16 protein-coding genes are annotated in these 17,997 nt (G+C 50.0%); 9 read left to right on the top strand and 7 right to left on the bottom strand.

Annotation, left to right across the window (positions count from 1 at the left end; genetic code table 11):
- The first annotated feature begins 3 nt into the window (after positions 1 to 3).
- Together FSU_RS03010 and FSU_RS03005 are read left to right on the top strand one after the other, a co-directional pair.
- Positions 4 to 2,898 (top strand): hypothetical protein, encoded by a 2,895-nt coding sequence (locus tag FSU_RS03010; RefSeq protein WP_012820066.1) that lies wholly within the window; start codon positions 4 to 6, stop codon positions 2,896 to 2,898.
- Position 2,899: 1 nt separating this feature from the next.
- Positions 2,900 to 4,285 (top strand): BamA/TamA family outer membrane protein, encoded by a 1,386-nt coding sequence (locus FSU_RS03005; RefSeq protein WP_012820065.1) that lies wholly within the window; start codon positions 2,900 to 2,902, stop codon positions 4,283 to 4,285.
- Between the two features lie 268 nt (positions 4,286 to 4,553).
- On the opposite strand, the gene FSU_RS03000 is transcribed toward FSU_RS03005, so the two are convergent.
- Positions 4,554 to 5,138 carry a hypothetical protein gene (locus FSU_RS03000; protein WP_012820064.1) on the bottom strand — a complete coding sequence of 195 codons (585 nt, stop codon included), beginning with the start codon at positions 5,136 to 5,138 and terminating at the stop codon, positions 4,554 to 4,556.
- Between the two features lie 58 nt (positions 5,139 to 5,196).
- Between FSU_RS03000 and FSU_RS02995 the strand changes: the two genes are divergently transcribed.
- Complete coding sequence (locus tag FSU_RS02995) at positions 5,197 to 5,544, top strand: type B 50S ribosomal protein L31 (protein ID WP_049858412.1); 348 nt, start codon at positions 5,197 to 5,199, stop codon at positions 5,542 to 5,544.
- 67 nt (positions 5,545 to 5,611) lie between these two features.
- Positions 5,612 to 6,514: a hypothetical protein gene (locus FSU_RS02990; protein ID WP_012820062.1), complete on the top strand. Its 903-nt coding sequence runs from the start codon at positions 5,612 to 5,614 to the stop codon at positions 6,512 to 6,514.
- 93 nt (positions 6,515 to 6,607) lie between these two features.
- On the opposite strand, the gene FSU_RS02985 is transcribed toward FSU_RS02990, so the two are convergent.
- The 4 genes from FSU_RS02985 to FSU_RS02970 are packed head-to-tail and all read right to left on the bottom strand — an operon-like array spanning position 6,608 to position 9,627.
- Positions 6,608 to 7,684 carry a TIGR04133 family radical SAM/SPASM protein gene (locus FSU_RS02985; RefSeq protein ID WP_012820061.1) on the bottom strand — a complete coding sequence of 359 codons (1,077 nt, stop codon included), beginning with the start codon at positions 7,682 to 7,684 and terminating at the stop codon, positions 6,608 to 6,610.
- Between the two features lie 21 nt (positions 7,685 to 7,705).
- Complete coding sequence (locus tag FSU_RS02980) at positions 7,706 to 8,110, bottom strand: hypothetical protein (protein ID WP_012820060.1); 405 nt, start codon at positions 8,108 to 8,110, stop codon at positions 7,706 to 7,708.
- 15 nt (positions 8,111 to 8,125) lie between these two features.
- On the bottom strand, positions 8,126 to 8,980 hold the full coding sequence (locus tag FSU_RS02975) for a hypothetical protein (protein ID WP_012820059.1): 855 nt from the start codon (positions 8,978 to 8,980) through the stop codon (positions 8,126 to 8,128).
- A complete protein-coding gene (locus FSU_RS02970; protein ID WP_012820058.1) occupies positions 8,977 to 9,627 on the bottom strand; it encodes a hypothetical protein in 651 nt (216 codons plus the stop codon). The genes FSU_RS02975 and FSU_RS02970 overlap by 4 nt, the downstream gene beginning before the upstream one ends.
- A 205-nt stretch (positions 9,628 to 9,832) precedes the next feature.
- Here FSU_RS02970 and FSU_RS02965 point away from each other — a divergent pair, with 205 nt between their 5' ends.
- From FSU_RS02965 to FSU_RS02950, 4 genes are read left to right on the top strand one after another with little or no spacing between them, the layout of a single operon-like run.
- Entirely contained in the window at positions 9,833 to 12,373 is a 2,541-nt protein-coding gene (locus FSU_RS02965; RefSeq protein WP_012820057.1) for an NPCBM/NEW2 domain-containing protein, read from the top strand.
- The gene (locus tag FSU_RS02960; RefSeq protein WP_012820056.1) at positions 12,370 to 13,611 is read left to right on the top strand and encodes a glycosyltransferase; all 1,242 of its coding nucleotides are present in this window, start codon (positions 12,370 to 12,372) and stop codon (positions 13,609 to 13,611) included. Before FSU_RS02965 ends, FSU_RS02960 begins: the two co-directional genes overlap by 4 nt.
- Positions 13,608 to 14,294 (top strand): hypothetical protein, encoded by a 687-nt coding sequence (locus tag FSU_RS02955; protein ID WP_012820055.1) that lies wholly within the window; start codon positions 13,608 to 13,610, stop codon positions 14,292 to 14,294. The genes FSU_RS02960 and FSU_RS02955 overlap by 4 nt, the downstream gene beginning before the upstream one ends.
- A gap of 26 nt (positions 14,295 to 14,320) precedes the next feature.
- The gene (locus FSU_RS02950; RefSeq protein WP_012820054.1) at positions 14,321 to 15,130 is read left to right on the top strand and encodes a tyrosine-protein phosphatase; all 810 of its coding nucleotides are present in this window, start codon (positions 14,321 to 14,323) and stop codon (positions 15,128 to 15,130) included.
- Positions 15,131 to 15,183: 53 nt separating this feature from the next.
- On the opposite strand, the gene FSU_RS02945 is transcribed toward FSU_RS02950, so the two are convergent.
- Entirely contained in the window at positions 15,184 to 16,068 is an 885-nt protein-coding gene (locus FSU_RS02945) for a phosphoribosylaminoimidazolesuccinocarboxamide synthase (RefSeq protein WP_012820053.1), read from the bottom strand.
- Positions 16,069 to 16,295: 227 nt separating this feature from the next.
- Between FSU_RS02945 and FSU_RS02940 the strand changes: the two genes are divergently transcribed.
- Positions 16,296 to 17,315 carry a hypothetical protein gene (locus tag FSU_RS02940; RefSeq protein ID WP_012820052.1) on the top strand — a complete coding sequence of 340 codons (1,020 nt, stop codon included), beginning with the start codon at positions 16,296 to 16,298 and terminating at the stop codon, positions 17,313 to 17,315.
- Positions 17,316 to 17,376: 61 nt separating this feature from the next.
- Here FSU_RS02940 and FSU_RS15825 read toward each other — a convergent pair whose 3' ends face one another.
- The gene (locus tag FSU_RS15825) at positions 17,377 to 17,988 is read right to left on the bottom strand and encodes an FISUMP domain-containing protein (RefSeq protein ID WP_012820051.1); all 612 of its coding nucleotides are present in this window, start codon (positions 17,986 to 17,988) and stop codon (positions 17,377 to 17,379) included.
- Between the last annotated feature and the right edge of the window lie 9 nt (positions 17,989 to 17,997).

The following is a 17,997-nucleotide window of genomic DNA, read 5'->3' as shown; positions in this document are numbered from 1 at the left end:
TGTATGCGGTCTATTCCTTGTCTGGGCCTGCTGTTTGCCAGCTTAGCCTTTGCTTTGGATGTGGATTCGCTCCCGGTTTGGGATCCTTCAATTCTTGCAAAAAATGCTTTGGAAAATGCGCCGGGCGCAGCTTTGAATAGCGCGCAGGCTGAAGATTCTTCGCGTGCAGAAATTGAAACGCACGGTTACAAGACGATGCAGGTGACTGTGGGCGATGGCGGTACGCAGGTTGATCAGGAACTGCGGCTCTCAATTCAGGGGCGCCTTGCCGATAGCGTTTATATTGATGCTCTTTTGTCTGATGTGGACCGCAAGGCGGGAGACCAGACAACCGCAACTCTCCAGGATGTGGACCAGATTTATTTCCGTGTGGAGTCTCCGTATGCGATGCTTCACTTGGGAGATTTTACGTGGACCGATAATTCCATGGCGTTTACGTCGTTCAGCCGTTCAACGCTAGGGGCTATGGCGACGTTGCGTTATCGCGGTTCCGAGGTGAGCGGGGCATGGGGTACGGACGAGGTGACTCGTTATTCGCGCTCGTTTAGCGGTGTGCAGGGACAGCGCGATGGATACCATCTGGATGAATCGGGATCGTTTGTTTCTGTTGTACCGAATTCCGAACGAGTTTGGTTGAATGGCGTAGAACTTGTGCGTAATCGTGATTACGAGGTGAATTATGCCGGTGGCCTTTTGGACTTTAAGAACGGGATTATCCCTGGCTCAGATGATGAAGTTTTTGTGGAATACGATGCGTACTTGAATGACGATATTTACACGATGTACGCGGCTCGTGGAAGTCTGCGTTTTGAAAATGTTTTCTTTGACGTGTCCGGATTCCACTTGGAAAATGATGTGGACCGCATGCGTAAAAGTACGCTAGACAGTGCGGATTATGAACGTTTGAAAAATGACCGTGGCGGGGAATTGAAGGATTCGCTGAATCAGGATTTGCACCGCCCAAAAATGTCGGAACGCTTGGGGGCTCGTCTTCGCTTGCAGGCGGAACACCGTTTTTACGCCGATGTGGAACTGGGCTTAAATCGCATGGATTCCAATACGGTCTCAAAAAATGTTGGTGGGCCGAGTGGTCGTGCGTTTAGGTGGTATGTGACGACGGACTCAACGCAGAACATGAATACGTTCCCGGTTGCGCTTTCGGTCTATGGCAATTACGTTCAGGAAGGTTTTGCGATATCTGAATTTGGCGGGCGCGATAGGGATTGGGATGCGTATGCGCTCCGTAACGAGTGGGATTTGGACAGTGCAAAACTGAGTGGCGATTTGCGCTATGATGAACTTGCGCTCCGTATCCGCTTGGGCAAGGACTGGTTTGGTACAGCGAAGTGGGGATACCGTCGTGGCGATGATGAACGCTGGAATTCTTCGCGATCGCAGTTGTCGCTTGTGCATCGCGGTCTGGACGCGAAAAGCGAATTTACGGCTTCGTATGTTTCAAGTGCGCAAGAGGTGGAACAGAAGCGTTATCAGGGAACGTTCTCCTCGGAATTCTTGCGTGGATTCTTTAGGCCGTTTGGCAGTGGCGATGTGCGCTATTCTGTGCGCGATTCGTTGGGGTATAAGTCGGAGCGTGGTTATGCAAAGACTGCCGTTGGGGCGACTTTGAACGATGACTTGTGGAACGTGAAGGAATCGGTCGGGACGCTCACCGTGCGCAAACACGATTTGACGGATCGCGCGGATGGGCTTTCTCGTCGCGAGGGTTGGCGCGATTCCGTGAATCTTGTGACGTGGACGCAGTCGGCAGAGGCTAATTTCCATAACTTCAGTCTGTCGCACTTGTTGCAATATTCCCATGCGGTGACGGATTCGCTGGGCGCTTCGGATTCCTGGGTGGGGGACTTGACGACAAATTTTGGTGATGACGATATGGGTGTGCAGGGCTCGATTGCTTACCGTTTCGGGATGACATCGGAGCAGACTTATACGGCGATTTACAAGGCGGTGGCGAAGGGAACGGGCGATGTGCGTTACGATAGCCTTACGGGAACGTTTATCGAGGGCGTGGATAATGGTGATTTTGTCTATGAAGGCATGGGCCGTAACGATTCTGTAGGGGCTGTACTTTCGTCGAATGCATCTTTTGAAGCTTCACTGGAATGGAATCCGGGCGTTTCGCTTGGCGTTAATCAGGGGTTGCTGCGCGATATCACGTTGAGTGCATCGTACCATTCCGAAGCCGAGGATACGACGGGCGAGAAGATTTATTTCCCTCCGGTTTATTCGGCGGCGTTGCGTCGCATGACGGCGGGAACGGTTTCGTGGGATGCTAGCCTTGCGTGGGACCATCCGTCGGGAATCTCGGCATCGTACAATCCGAGTGCGAGCTATGAAAAGAAGATGTCTTCGATCGGTTATTTCCAGGACATGTTTGACCATAGTCTTAGAGCCAGTTTTAATATAAATGAGAGTCATTACGTGGGTGTCGATAACACTTTTGAAAAAGTTCATTTGACGGCGCTACAAAAACTGGACTGGAATATCTGGGAAATTACGGGCCGATACACTTGGAAATTGCCGGCAGGCTTTAGCCTCTCGCCGCGTGTGCGCTACAGGGAAGGCTCTGGCGAAGATGATATGGAAGAATCTTTTGGGGCACATCTCTGGGAAGAGGAACTCCGTGTCGGTTATGAGAAAGAGGGCGTTGTCGATGCGCATGTTTCGTTTGCTTCAATCCAGATGGATACGCATGAAGGTGCTATCCCATACCAGATGATGTCCGGTTTTGGTAATGGGGTGACGTACAGGCTTGAGACGATGGTGTCGGTGGAGGTGAACCATTTCTTGTCGTTTTCGCTCCGGTATATTTTACGCTTCGGCGATGCCGAGGAAAACGTGTTCCAAAAACTGACGAGCGAGGCGAAGGCGTTTTTCTAGTATGAAGTTGTGGTGGCAAAATACTTTGTTCTGCGTTGTGGCGGTACTCTTGTTGGGTGCGGTTTTGTGCTGTGCCTCAGAATGCCGTATTGTGCGTGTGGAATGGGTGGGTGACCATAGCGAATTTGAAGAACTCTCGATGAATGATGTTGTCGGGGCGCCTTGTGATTCCTGGCGTGGCGCAAAACAGAAATTGTTGCGGTATTACGAGGATAAGGGATTCCTTGGGGCAAAATTGCAGGTGGCTGTGGACAGTGCTGGCGTCATGCGTTGCGAGTTTGTACGTGGTAGCGCATGGGTGTGGGCAAGACCGGAAAATCTTGATTCCGGGGCGACCGATGTCGATGTCTTTGCGCGTTTGACGGGGCTTGAACTTGGTGGAAAAGTTTCGCTTTCGGATTTGGAACGTTCTGAACGCAAGATGGCGCGATTGGGCTATTACGAGAAGACCGCCGATGTGCGCTTGTTCCGCGATCCGGTGCGCAACCGCATTATACCGGCGTATTCCATGCGGGCGGTCCCGATTTCTGCGGCGGAAGGTTTCCTCACGTATTCGAGCGATGATAATGTCTGGGAAGGTAAGATCAATCTTGACTTGTACAACATCTTGGGGACTGGGCGCGATTTGCAGATGGAAGGCTATTCGCAGAGTGATTCCCGCCGGTTGGAAGGCTTGTATCGCGAACGGTTTATCTTTGGAACGTCATGGGATGTCGTTGTGCGAGGATTCTTTGAGGACGATTCGCTGTCACGCAATTCGCGGCTGGAACTGGGCGTGTCGCGGAACATTGGCTTTAGCTTTGATGTTGCTGCGTTTGTGGGCATTGGCAATGACGAGAAAAGTTCAACGCTGGAACTTTCATACATTTCGTTTGACCGGAGCGTTTTGCCTCGAAGCGGAATGTCGGTGGATTTGTCGCTTGCGTGGATGATGGATCGCCCGGATTCACTCGATAGCTATTTGCGTCTGCAGTCGTCGCTTGTGTATTATTTGCCGCTGTGGAAGAACTTTATTGTGCGGTATTCAGCGGCGGCTGGCGCTATGCTCCCGTCGGGTGGTGCGTTTGCGCGTGAGGACTTGTTTAGTCTGGGAGGCATCAACTCGTTCAAGGGGATGATGTATGGTTTTATGCGGACGCGGGCGTACGGTTTTTCGCAGGCCGCGTTCTTATGGCAGGATGGCTACGATTTGTCGATTGAGCTTTTCTTCCAGCCGGGGCTTTATAGGCGGATGAAGCCGTTCCACGGGTGGGCTAGTGAACACGATTATGGTATCGGGTTTACGCAGTACCGCAAGTCCTGGAGCTTTAGCATTTACTATGCGCTCCGCAATGGGTGCGATTATTTGGACGGTGTGCTTGGCTTTGGTGTGAAGACGCTGTTCTAGAAAAAAGCTTTTGAAAAAAGCAAAAAAAGTACGTCATGCGGGCGGGGCCCCAGCTCGGAGTTGCGAAGGCCGCACGGGCCCCTCCCTGCACCCTCCCCATCCTTGGCCGACGCTATGTTCTCACTCTGTTAATCATTCGGTTCTTTTTTATAGAACATCTCACTAACAGCAATAATAATTGCATCCAATATGTGCGATTACCTAGACGGTGTGCTAGGTTTCGGTGTGAAGACGCTGTTCTAGAAAAATGCTTTTGAAAAAAGCAAAACTATAGTCGCGGAACGCGGACTTTGTCGCCGGCGTTGAGGTGCTCGAGCATGACGCCCGGGTTCACGGACTGGAGGGCCGAAAGCACGTAGAAGCGGGGGAGGTTCTGTGTGCCTGCGCCATACGTTCTGCGGAGGAGCTTGAACAGGTCTTCGCCGTCGTTAGCGGTAACGACCTTGTAAAGACCCTTGTTCGAGGGGTCGGACTGCAAGGCGGAGAGCGCGTTCGAGAACTTGGCGACGAAATTTTCTGCGTTGTTGCTCGGCTTGGAGGCTTCTGCAGCTTGCTTGACCTGTTTCGGCGGTTTGCTCAGCCCGGATTTGCGGCTAGTGCTCTTCCCGGTGACGGACGGCGGGAGCTTGAATGTCGGCGCCTTGAATGCGTTCATCTTGAGGCTCACGTCGGCGGTATCTTTGCCTTTTTTGACCGGTTCGAGCTTCAAAATGGAGTCCAGCGAGGCGATGTAGTTGCTGTCAGGCCATTCTTCGAGCACCATGCGCTTGTTCACCTCGACAATTTTGGCAGTCGGGTGGTCGTTTCCACAGGCAATCAAAAGCAAAGAACTGAGCAACAATAAAGATTTCATGCTATAAAAAATACTAAAAATGAGGTTGCAACTTGCCAAAATCCTAAAAAACAACTAAATTTTAGGCTCTCAACAATTACTTCACAGGAAGTTTTATAATAAAGAAGGTATCCACCCTAATTATCAACCGGTCGTGTTCGTCGATGCGAATACGGGTAAAGAATACATCACCCGCTCCACGAAGTCTTCCGCCGAAAAGAAGACTATCGATGGTGTTGAATATAACGTGATTTCCTTGGAAATCACTGCTGATACCCATCCGTTCTGGACGGGCAAGCAGCATCGCGTGGATACGGCTGGCCGTATCGACAGCTTCAACAAGCGCTATGGCGGCGGTGCTAACATCACCTCTGCAAAGCGTAAGACTCGCAAGGCTGCTCCGGTCAAGGCTGAAGAAGAAGCTTAATCTTCTTAAATTTTGGGGCCTCCCTAACTAGGGAGGCTTTTCTCTTATTTAACCCTGAGGACGCAAAATGAAAAAACTTAGCATTTGTGCCGCTGCCATCATCGCTCTTGCTATGACTGGTTGCGATAACGGTAAGACTGGTACCATCGAAGGTGAAGTTCGTGATGCTTTCACCAACAAGCCGTTGGAAATGCCGACCGTCGGTATGGACTCCACGATTTACACCACTCTTTCCAAGAAGTACGAATTCAACCAGGAACTCCGCAAGGGCAAGTTCAAGTTCGTCAAGGTTCCGGTTGGCGCTTATAGAGTTTATGCAGGTCGTTCCAAGTACGTGAAGACCCGTATGAAGATTGAAACGACGGAACAGAATCCGAACGCTTCTCTCATTCTTTACATTTACAGCGCCCAGGTTGATCCGGGTCTGTACCAGGGTACTCCGGAAGGCCCGCTCAAGATCGATAACAAGTGGGTTGTCTACTCCACGAACTGCGATGAATCCATTGCTGGTTACCGCTTGACTATGCCGCAGCAGCAGGCTGGTGATGCAAAGGCAAGCCTTGCTGAAAAGATTGGTGTCAAGAAGAAAGGCAAGAAGGGCAAGAAGGCTAGGAAGGCCGCTCCGGTCGCTCAGGTCGCAGCTGCTGTGACGAACCTCCCGGATCCGCGAGTCGTCGAAGGCAAACTCGAAGTGTTCTACCACAACTCTTCTTCCGTGTCTACCGCAATCACTGCTAAGACCTATCCGGCTGTCGTCGCTCCGATCGCTTCTCACAAGGACTGCAAGGGCTTTGGCGCAGGCGAAACGAAGGGCGTGTTCCCGGTCAAGGACAAGGCAACCGATCTCAAGGTCGAATACGTTGCTGAAAACCTCTACAAGATTTCTGGCAACCTCCCGAAGGGCAAGCAGATTATCCAGCTCTCCCAGGACGGAAAGACTCTCCAGACTTACTATTTCGAAGCCAAGTAATTCGGAATACGTTTGAAATTGAAAGACGCTCGGTTCTTTGGATCGGGCGTCTTTTGTTTTTATTGGTTATGGGGACGGGGAGACATTGTAATATTATGCCCCAGCAGCCTCTAATCGCTGCACATGGCAGTAGGCGAGCTCTTTTGTTTTCTCGTCTCTGAGGTGCAGGCTGGAGCCTTCGCAGTAGCGCCAGTACTTGCAGGTCTTGCAGTCGCCGATTTTTGCCCAACTGCGGTCGCGCATCACTTGGTAGCGGTTCTGCCACACGTCCCAAATGTCGTCCTTGTAGATGTTTCCTTGGATGTAGTCGCCGCGCAAGCTCGGGCAAGCCGAGATACTTCCGTCGCAGAGCACGGAAGAGACGTTTACGCCTGCGCGGCAGAAGAACGGGTAATTGCGTGCGTCTTTCTCGTAGCTGCCGAGGAATCCTTCGCAGCCGTAATTCACGTTGATGACGTTCATCGATTTTACTTCGCGGATAAAGTCGAACACTTGGCGGAATTCCTGGTTCGTAAGTTGGAACAGCGGATTGTCCTTGGCGCGGCCTTTGGGGAATACGGTCGCAACGCGCCAGCGCTTCACACCGATTTTCAAAAGCATGTCCAAGATTTTCGGGAGTTCCTTGAGGTTTTCGCGGTTCACACAGGTCATCACGTCGAAGGTGAGTCCTTGCGTGTGGGCCGCCATGTCGATGGCGCGGAGGGCTCGTTCAAAACTATGCGGGTCGCCACGGAAATGGTTGTGGCTTGCTTCGAGACCATCGAGGCTGATGGTGAGCGAGCGGAGCCCTGCGTTCAAAAGGCGCGTGTAGCGCTCGGGAGTCATTGCAAGACCGTTCGTGACCATGCCCCAGGGGTAGCCGCGCTTCTTGATTTCTTGGCCACATTCTTCGAGGTCCGGGCGCATGAGCGGTTCGCCGCCGGTAATCACCACGATAAAGTGCTTCGGGTCAATGTGCGGGGTGAGCTTGTCGAGCACGGCCATAAAGTCTTCGCGGGGCATATCGGGGATGGCGTCCTTGACGCAGTCGCTACCGCAGTGCAAACAGTGCAAGTTGCAGCGGAGTGTGCATTCCCAGAAAAAGTATGTGAGCGGGTGTGCCTTGATTTCGTTGTGGCGGTAAAGACGATAAGCTTCGAGAGCGAGTTTCTTTTTAAGCGAAAGTTGCATAATAATAGGTGGTAGAAAAGGTTAGTGTTTCTCAGGGCAGTCGATGGAGGGGACGCAAACTTCGTATTCTTGCGTCGTACCTTCTAATGTTTTTTTAGATTCCTTGTAGCAGTAATCAGGACCTTTGTTTGTGCAGTTACTTGCTCCACAAGAACCTGCTGGAGGAGTTATTGCTTCAACGCCCTCAGGTAATTTTTCTTGCAATTCTGGATGTTCGTAATAAATCCCCGATTGTCTTAGGTATTTGTATCCATCATCGCATTCGATGATATCAAAGACTTCTCCTAAATCGTTTGTGGCCGTAGTGTTGTAGCATTGGGTCGGGAAACATCCATAACTAGCGACTGCGTCGTCCTCGTTTTCACACCCGCTCCAGAAAAGTGCGAGTACCGAAAGAAAAAATTTTTTCCAGTGTTTGTATAACATGATTAGGTGGTAAAACTAATAATTTTCTTTGGTGTAATATTTCTTGTCGAAATCTTTTTTTGTGTAGGTTGTTTTTTCGCCTTGCTTGTCGGTGCAAACCATATTGGTTTCGCCTTCGGTTCTGCGGCAGGTGACTCCGTCATTGCAGGTGTATTTGTAAGTGCATTTTGAATCTACACCGTATTCGGGGCACATGGCGTCAAAATCGCAAACGGTCAAATCCGTGTTGGGGTTTGATGTTGCAATGCATTCTTTGATGGTCTGCTCGATTTCTTTCAACTTGTCTTCGTAAATCTTTTGGCATTCTGCGTCAAGTGCGGGTTTGTTCCTTTCCCATTCCTCTTTCATTTTCAGGTAATCAAGGTATTCCTGTGTGGGGCGGGTGGTGCCATCGCTGCAAACTTCGTTTTTGTTGAACTTCATCGGGGCGCCGTATAGCGCAACAAACATGTTGAGTTCCTGGCGCAAATCGGCGAGACATTGCGGAACCGTTTGCAATGTATTTGAAATGCTGTCGATTTTGCTAACGCTTGCGTGCTTTGCTTTTTCTTCAGCGTTCATCTTGGCAATATCGGCTGAATAGCTCGGCGGGTAATACGATACGAGCGAATCACCTGGCGCGCATGTCACTTCGCTGGAACTGGATCCGTTTGCGCTACTGGAGCTTGCCGACTCGGAACTTGATGATGCAACGGCTTCGCTAGAACTAGAGCTCTCAACGCTTTCGCTGGAACTTGATGCTTCGGAACTTATCCCAGAACCGTTGTAGCATGGGCAACCTGATTCCGTGACGCTATCGCCATTACACCCCGCCCAGAAAAAGGCGGTGGTCGTGAGTAAAAGATTTTTCCAATGCTTACGAATGTTCATTCTGGTTCCTTTACATTGTACATTGCTTTAAATTCGTCTTCGGTGTAAGTTATTTCGTTGCCTTGTGTGTCGATGCAATTGAAGGTTGTTTTTTCAGTTCCTTGTTCGGAATAACAGAAAGCCCCATCATTGCATTCATAGTCGTGATATGCTTTTGGAGGAACTGTGTTTTCAATTTCGCTGCCTTTAAATGTGCAGGAAAGCGTCTTGTAGATTTTTTTGAATTCTGTATCGTCGTAGGTGAAGCCGTCGTTGCATTCGTATTTTTTTATAAAGACATCTGCGTCTACACCGTAAGCGGGGCATATTGTTGTGCCGTTAAATGTTTCACATGCAGGGGCGGAAACATGGACTGTATCTGTTTTGGCTGTGCAGGTATATCCGTTTTCGCAAGTGACCGTTAAATCGCTTTCGGAGGTGACTTCGCAATCCATTTGCGGCACGCCGTAGGCGGGCATAGGCAATGGTTCGGAACTGCTTGATATTTTATCTTCGCTGCTGGAGCTTGAGTTTTGTATTTCTGAACTTCTGGAATATTGTGGAGGGGCTCCATAAAGAGGAGGTTCCGTGGTTGTGCCGCTATCGCAACTGGCCCAGAAAAATCCGGTAAGTGCAAGTGAAATCTTTTTCCAATGTTTGTAAAACATTTTTAACTCCTCACGCCCTATGGGGCTCACACTCCTATAAATATATACAAAATAAGTCCGAAAATGCTCCAAAAAGGCGATAAATCCCATGTGCCGAAAAGATTTTGTTGCATCTGTTGCATATAGGCTTCTCGTAGGGTGTTTTGGTCTAAAATTCTCCTTGTCGTGTTCGGTCTTTGCGTATAAAAGTTATATTTAACGCACTATGAAAAAAGAAACGTTAGGAAGGGACGGTGTAAAGTCTAAGTCTTTGCGTCAGTCCTTTATGGAATGGAAGAATTCCCTTCATTGGGATAAACCTCAGAATATCATGTTGGCGGTTACGATGTTCGTGCTCGTGGCTGCTTTCCTTATCTTTAACAATTTATCCGTGCCGTATGCGCGCCATTGGGATATCCAGTGGGGGTATTACTCGATTCTTGCCACGTTCCTGTTGCTCGTGGCGGGTGTTGTTGTCAATGCTCCGTTTGTGGCTAAACATGTGCGCGGGTTCTTGCCGAGTGGCAAGAGCTTTTGTGGGCTAGCCCTTTTGCTCATCGTGTTCTCGGTGTTCATTTTCGGGAACATCGGCAATACGCACCGTGTCTTGAGTGACGAGACGAGCTGGGAATCGATGGGCCTCCAGATGTATTTCCAGCACACGGGCGGTGTCTGTAACGAAGGCGTCTGGACAGATGGCGTTCTCGATTGCAAGACCGAAGTGAACAACTTCAAGGGCAAGGCGCTAGGCTTTGTCTATTCGCTTGTGTTCAACTTCATGGAACCGAATCGCGATTCTGCGCTGATGGTGAACTATCCGTTCTACATCTTGAGCTTGATTGCGTTCTTCCTTGCGCTTAGCAAGTGGTTCAAGAGCGATAAGCTTGCGCTTGCGGCGACGGCGTTCTTGGGCGGCATGCCGATTTACCTGTTGCAGTCGCGCTCCGCATCGACCGAAGTCCTCTACATCCTCTTGCTTGCAGTGCTTATGGCGTGGTACGCGTTTGTGCCGACGAACAAGGTCACGTGGAAGCATTTCCTCTTGACGGTTCCGCTGCTTGGATTCTTTGCGCAGACCCGCCAGGAAACTGTATTTGCGTTTATCCCGTTTGCGCTTTACTATTACCGTTACTTCCTTGAAAAGCCGTACCGTTTGCCAGCCTTTGTGGCGTCGGTGATTGCAGTGAGCTGGCCTTCGATCAACACGATGGCTGCTTATCGTGGGTACGACTTCCAGGGTGGTACGCATGCGGCGCACTCTTTTGAAAACTTGTGGTTCAACCTCAAGACGAACATCGAAGTCATGATGAATCTCAAGCCGGATTCTGCTTTTGGCGGTATCATGGAAAATCCGTTCTACACGACGTTTACCGTGATTTTGCTTTTGGCAACGGTTTGGCTCCTGTTCCGCATGATTTACTCTCGCCGTTACGTGCGCGGATTTATCTTGGGCATCACGTTCTGCGTGCAGATTTTTGTGATTCTCCTGAACGTGTCTGGAACGTTTACGATTGATATCAACCAGCGCTATGTGCTTGTGGCGCTCCCGCTGTTTGCGCTCTTGATGGCGCTCGGCCTTTACGATGCACTCGTGTTTACGACGAAGATGAAGAGCGATGCTGCTGCAAAGATTGTGGCGGGGTTTGCTTGCCTTTTGTCTATCGGGCTCATGCTTTACCATGCCCCGAGCTACAAGGCGAACATGCTCTATTACAAGAACAAGCTCTTGGCCGAAGAAGACTTCTTGAATACGGAACTGGCGAAGTATCCGAAGAATTCCGTGTTCATTTACGCAAGACCGTGGCAGATGCTGGCATCGGGCCATACTTCGTTTAGCGAAAGTTCCTTTAAGAGCTGGAGCACCGAAAAGTTTGCTGAATGGATGCAAAAGTCTGGAGGCAATATTTATCTTGTGCGCGGCCAGGATGGCTACGGCAAGGTGAATCGCAATAGCCGTGTGGTGGGCTTCAAGACGACCGACCAGATTGATGATATCCTGAGCGATTACAAGAACGAACGCGTGCTGATGGAAGCCCGTCTTTTCGGTTATGGCCTTGCTATTTACAAGATTATCTCGAAGAAGGGTGTGTCGCATTATGCGCAGAACTTCATGGTGAGCGAAGAAACGAACGGCATGATTGTCGTGAACAAGCGCTTCCCGGAATCGATTGCCTGCGATTACAAGGTGAACGACAAGGACCAGGGCGAAATGCTCGTGTCGCAAAGCGCTGACACGCTGCAACTCGATTCTGCCAAGATTCGTGCGGGCTTGAACCGCGTTGTGCTGAGCTGCTACATGCCGGACGAAGATACGCTTGTGACGTACCGCGACTTCTTTGTCGAGGGTGAAAATGTGGCGCTCCTCTCGAAGCTCAAGATGGGCAAGTTCTTCCAGGAATGGGGCGAACCGCAGATGAACGAGACTGTGGATCATCACAAGATTACGATTGACGGTGAACCGTTCCGCTATGGTATCGGTAGTCATGCCAATTCGGCGATTGAATTCCCGCTTTCTCGCGGTTACGATTGGCTGAACGTGGTCATTGGCCTTGATGACGAAAGTGCCTGTGGCGATGGAGCCTACTTTGCCGTTGAAGCGGATGGTCGTGAAATTTACCATTCCAAGAAACTTTATACGACAGACAAGGAACGCCTGAGACTCAATATCAAGGGCGCAAAGTCGATTAATTTGCGCGTGTTGATGGGCAACGACAAGGACTGCGACCACGGCGACTGGGCTCATGCCTGGCTTGAGGCTGAAAAGTGAAAGTCCTTGTAGCGCCGCTTGATTGGGGACTTGGGCATGCGACTCGTTGCGTGCCTGTTGTCCGCGAATTCTTGCGGGCGGGTGCCGAGGTGGAACTGGCGGTAGTCAAGGCGAACGCCAATTTTTTCCGTGAAGTATTCCCGGATTTGCGACAGCGCTTGGCGCCGAGCTACAACATTGTCTACCCGAAGCACGGCTACAACATGGCGCTTTGGCTGCTCAAGAACAGCATGCACCTGAATGCCGTGATGCGTTACGAACACCACTTTGCCGAAGAGATGGTAAAACGCCACGGCTACGATGTGCTGTTTTCGGACAACCGATTCGCATTTTATTCCAAGAAGGCGCTTAGCATTTACATGACGCACCAACGCAGGATTGCGTTCCCGCGGGCTTTTGCTGCGTTTGAACGCATTGGCGTGATGTGGCATGCGAACATCATGCGCAAGTTCGATGAAGTCTGGGTGCCGGATTTGGAAATTTATCCAGGCTATGCGGGCTCGCTTTCGCATTCGGGCGCGACGCCAGGCGATAAGCCGATGCGTTTCGTCGGGACGCTTTCGAGATTCTCGGAGATGGGGAATGATGGAAACGCGCTTGGGAATGCGCCGGCGCCGGTCGACCTCGAACGAGAGGTGGACTTGATGAGCATGTCGGAGTTTATGGCGCACTCGGCGAATGTAGAATGGGACGCTGCTCCTGAAAAGCGTACTTCTGGAAACCACTCTTTTGAAATGCGCGCAAACTACAAGGTCGTGGCGGTTGTATCGGGGGTGGAGCCTGCACGTACGCAGTTCGAACAGCAGCTGCGTGATGCATTGGCGCAGATTCCTGGGCGCCACATGATGATTCTCGGGAAGCCTTCGGCGGAGCAAAAAACGTGGACTGAAGGAAATATCGAGTTCCATACGCATTTGGCGACGAACGATTTTGCAGAAGCTGTGAAACGAGCCGATTTTGTGGTGAGCCGAGGCGGTTACAGCACGGTGATGGACATGGCGGAACTTGGCGCAAAATGTATCTTTGTACCGACGCCAGGACAGTTTGAACAGATTGTCCTCGCTCACGATTTGTCGAAGGCGGGCTATGCCGTTGAAATTCCGGCGGATGAACTCTCTGCCGAAACGCTCACAAGCGCTTTCGAAAAGTCCGTGAAAATGCCGAAGGTCGAAAAGCAAAATTTGCTTCACGATGCGGTTGAAGATGTTGTTCGAAAATTTAAAGAGAGGTTGATATGAACCAGTTCGTTTTAGCTTTCCCGATTCCCGTTGCGGTCAATGAACCGTTTGCCATTACCGAAACGGTTCAGGTAAATGCTGATACTAAGACGTTGATGATTCCTGGTTGCAGCGTGCAGTTCAATGTTGTGCGTCAGGGCGCATCAGCCGACCTCTTGGAAATTTTTAAGGAACGTGATGAACTTTCCGCAGAAGAAGAAAAGGCGATTGTCGATCACAAGTCTCTCTTGTTCTTGCTTGGAAATGTCAAGACGATGGACGATGTTGAAATGGTGAATTCCGCCATTTTGAAGGTCCTCAACGCAAAGGCCGCGGGCGTTTATATGCAACAGTCTGGCACGGCCTGGACTGCGAAGGCTTTTGAAGAACAGTTCGGCGATTGCGATTATCCGATGGACCCGTGGATTAACATCCTTGATTCGGGTGACTCGCTTTATACGCTTGGTTTGGCTGTGTTTACGTTGCCGGACTTGTGCATCTCGAATACGATTGAAGACCCGGAAGAGGCTCTCTTGATGGCGGCAGATAGCTTGTTTGGTGATGGCGTTCCGGCAAAGTCTGGAAGTGTCATTGACTGGGGCGAGGGCGAACGCTACACGCTCCGTCAAGAAACGAAGACGCTCTTCTCCAAGGATGCCCCTGAATTCAACAAACAGGGCGTTCTGAGAATCGTAAAGAAATAATTTTAGAGCGGTAAGAAGGGGAGCTTATGGCTAATGTTTTAAAGTTTGAATCGATTGATAACGCGCGACAGCTCGGCGGGATTCCTGCGGGCGGTTCCCATGTCAAGCACAATTTGCTCTTTCGCAGTAGCAATTTATCCAAAGCGACGGAACATGATTTGCACCGTCTGCGTGATGATTTTGGCGTTCATCTGGTGATTGATTTGCGTTCCGACTTTGAATACATGCAAAAGCCGGACAAGCTCCTTGATGGGATGGATTCCGCTTTGATTCCTGTTTTGGATGATTCCATGCATGGCGATGCTTTCAACAAGGACCAGGTGGTGCCTGCGACGGGCGTGGACTTTATGGAATTCCTTTTTGGCATTGCCCGCCATCCGATTGCAAATACGTTAAAGGACAAACTCTATAATTACTTTGTGGATAGCGATTATGCGAGCTCGCAGTATGCGAAAGTCTTTGAAACGGTTCGTGCGCAAAAGGGTGCGCCTGTTTTGTGGCATTGCACTTCGGGCAAGGACCGCTGTGGTTTTTGCTCAGCCTTGATGCTTGCCGCTCTCGGTGCTGATGATAACGCTATTTTAGATGATTATGCGGAATCCGAAAACTCGTACCGCAAGCCGCTAGAGGCGATGACTGCTAAAGGTCGTGAATCGGGAATGACGGACGAACAGCTCGACATTCTACATTTCTTGGTAAGTGTCAAGCGCGAGTATTTAGAAATTCCGCTCAAACGCATCAATGCGGAATACGGTTCGCTATTGAATTTCATCACGCAGCGGATGCATGTGCCCACCGCGACCATCGATGCGCTTCGGGAATACTACCTAGAATAATTAAAAAAAACGCAGGCCCGAAGGTCTGCGCGTTTTGCAAATAGACTTGTCTCTTACAATTCAGGCTGCTTGCCGGTGAGGCGCACGAAGATTTCTTCGTACTTGGCGAGCGTGTTCTTCACGACTTCAGGCGGAATTTCCGGACCCGGGTAGGTCTTGCCCCAGTCGAGAGTTTCGAGCCAGTCACGGACGTACTGCTTGTCGAAGCTTTCCTGGTTCTTGCCAACCTGGTACTTGTCTGCCGGCCAGTAGCGGCTGGAATCCGGAGTGAGCACTTCGTCGATGAGGATGGTTTCGCCATCGATTTCACCGAATTCGAACTTGGTGTCGGCGAGGATGATGCCCTTGGAGGCTGCGTAGTCGCGAGCCTTCGTGTAGATGTCAAGGGACATATCGCGGAGAGTCGTTGCGACCTTTTCGCCAACGATATCGAAAGTCTGTTCGAAGCTGATGTTTTCGTCGTGGCCAACGTCGGGCTTGGTGCTCGGCGTGTAGAGCGGCTTTTCGAGCTTCTGGCAGAGCTGGAGACCTTCCGGGAGAACGTGACCGCAGATCTTGCCGGTCTTCTGATAGTCCTTCCAGCCAGAACCGACGATGTATCCGCGCACGATGCATTCCACGGAATGGCGGTTAGCCTTCTTCACGATCATGGAACGGCCGCGGAGGTAATCGGCGTGCTTCTTGAGCACTGCCGGATATTCATTCACGTCGGCGGTGATGAGGTGGTTCTTCATGCCAAGGTGCTTGAACCAGAAAAGGGAAAGCTGGTTCAGGATCTTGCCCTTGCCCGGAATCGGGGTCGGGAGAACCACGTCAAATGCGGAAAGACGGTCGCTAGCGACCATCAGGAAGCTGTCGCCGAGGTCGTACATGTCACGTACTTTACCCTGGTGGAACAGCGGAACTTCGGTAATGGGGGTTTCGAATTTTAAGCTCATAGTACCCCAAATTTAGCAATTTAGTGGCGGGTGGCTAGGGGGTGGAGCCGTGTTTCGCTATATCAAACGCTTTGTTGCATATAGAAAATTATTTTGTGGAATTTTTTATAAAAACGTTTAAAATATTAAAAATTTAAATATTTTGTTGCGTGAAATATTGACTTTGCAAAACAGGATGGTTATATTGTGAATGAGAAAACTTGGTGGTTTCCTAAAAGGAGAAAATTATGAAAAAGCTTTCGTTTGTTGCTTGCACTGCGTTTGCCGCACTGATGTTTGTTGCCTGTAGTGATGATCCGGTGACGGCTGCCGTTCCGCCTGCTGGGGGTGGCGCTGGTCAAGGGGGTGGAGTCGCGTTGGATTCCACACGCAATATATCTGTCGCGTTTAAGGGTTGTTTCGACTATTCATATAATGATGCCCTGAAGAAAACGGCTGTGGAAAATCCAAAAGCCTATTTGGTTACCGACGATGCGGGATATCATGTGGTTATTCCGGACATGGCTGGAACTTGCGGTTATGAAAACATTGTATTCAATAACCAACGTGTACTTGATACGCTAAAAATCAATTTTGAAGGTGATCCTGCAGAATGTAGGTGTATTAATGATGTATGGTTCAATATTGATCCATTGGATGCCGACATCAAGTATTTGGTATATCTGAATACAGTTTATGAAATCGTGGCGGAACCGCTTCTGGAAAGGAGTTCTTCAAGTGAACTTTTGATGCAGTCTTCTTCCTCGGATGTGGCCGAATCTTCGTCTTCTGTTGTTTCGTCTTCGTCTGAGGAGGACCCGTCCCGCGTAATTGTTACGGATGCTAATGTGCAATGCGAGGACCGTCGTACGTTTGACCCGATGCTTGATGGCAATTCAGTAGAATCGTTTACACGCGAAAAAAGTGATGCGGCGCTCCCGCCGGTCGCTTACCGCTATGTGTCAACGGAAAATGTTGGTTTTACGATTAAAAATGTGACGGCGACTTGTGGTTCCACAATTGAAAGCCTGAATGTAGTAGCTTTGGATGGTACGCTCAAGGTCAATGTAGAATATGGTTCTGCCTATGATTTGAATCAAAATTGCATTTGTCATTCGCAAATCACGTTCAGCGTAAAAATAGATCCTGTTTATTCTACCGCCGAATATCTTGTTCTGAATGATCATGGCTCCAATTTCAACAATAAAATGATGATTGTTGATTTAGATGTTATTCGTACTGATGATATCCCTAATAGTGATTTTTAATCAATGATAGCAACGTAAAAAAGCCTCCCTTCGGGGAGGCTTCCTTTAATTTATTTTGATTTTACTTTTGGATGCACCTGACAGAGAATGCGTTGTTCTCTTCGATGGCGCGTTCCGCATAACGTTCGTTGTAACCGCCAATGGTCACGAAGTTTGCGATGTAGGTCGTTTCTTCGGTGGCTGTCCAGAAGAATGCGGACTTGTCCATGTCTTCGTAAGCGAAATGAGTGTCGCTTTTGCCATCCGCGTTGAATGATGCTTTGGTTTCTTCGCAGTAAGGACTCCACATGTCGTTGTTGCCAAAGCAAATTCTCTGGCCGGCCTGCTTGACTCTAAAGCCGTTCTTCTTGCTGGACCCGAGATACTTGCTCAAGAAATTCCAGTCTTTGCGGTCGGGAAGTTTCCAGCCGGTGGGGCAGGCTTTCATGGCTGCTTTCCACGTGTAGAGGCGACCGTACTTGTGGCAGTTTTCCTTGTCGTCGTTGTAGCAGTAGCTGCCTTTTGTCGTCTTGTAGGTGAGGTTTTCGGCGAGCCAGTTGTGGTTGCCGATTTTCACAATCTTGTAGGTGTGGCCGTCACGCGGGTCCTTGAACTTTTTCGCGGAGGCCTTTTTGGAGGGGGCTGCTGCGGCAATGCAGGCGGCCAAAAGCATAAATACTAAACCAATTCTCATGGACAGAAA

Source organism: Fibrobacter succinogenes subsp. succinogenes S85, from assembly GCF_000146505.1.
Taxonomy (GTDB): domain Bacteria; phylum Fibrobacterota; class Fibrobacteria; order Fibrobacterales; family Fibrobacteraceae; genus Fibrobacter; species Fibrobacter succinogenes.
The sequence above is the reverse complement of the archived record's forward strand: the minus strand, read 5'-3'. Positions and strand labels throughout refer to the sequence as shown.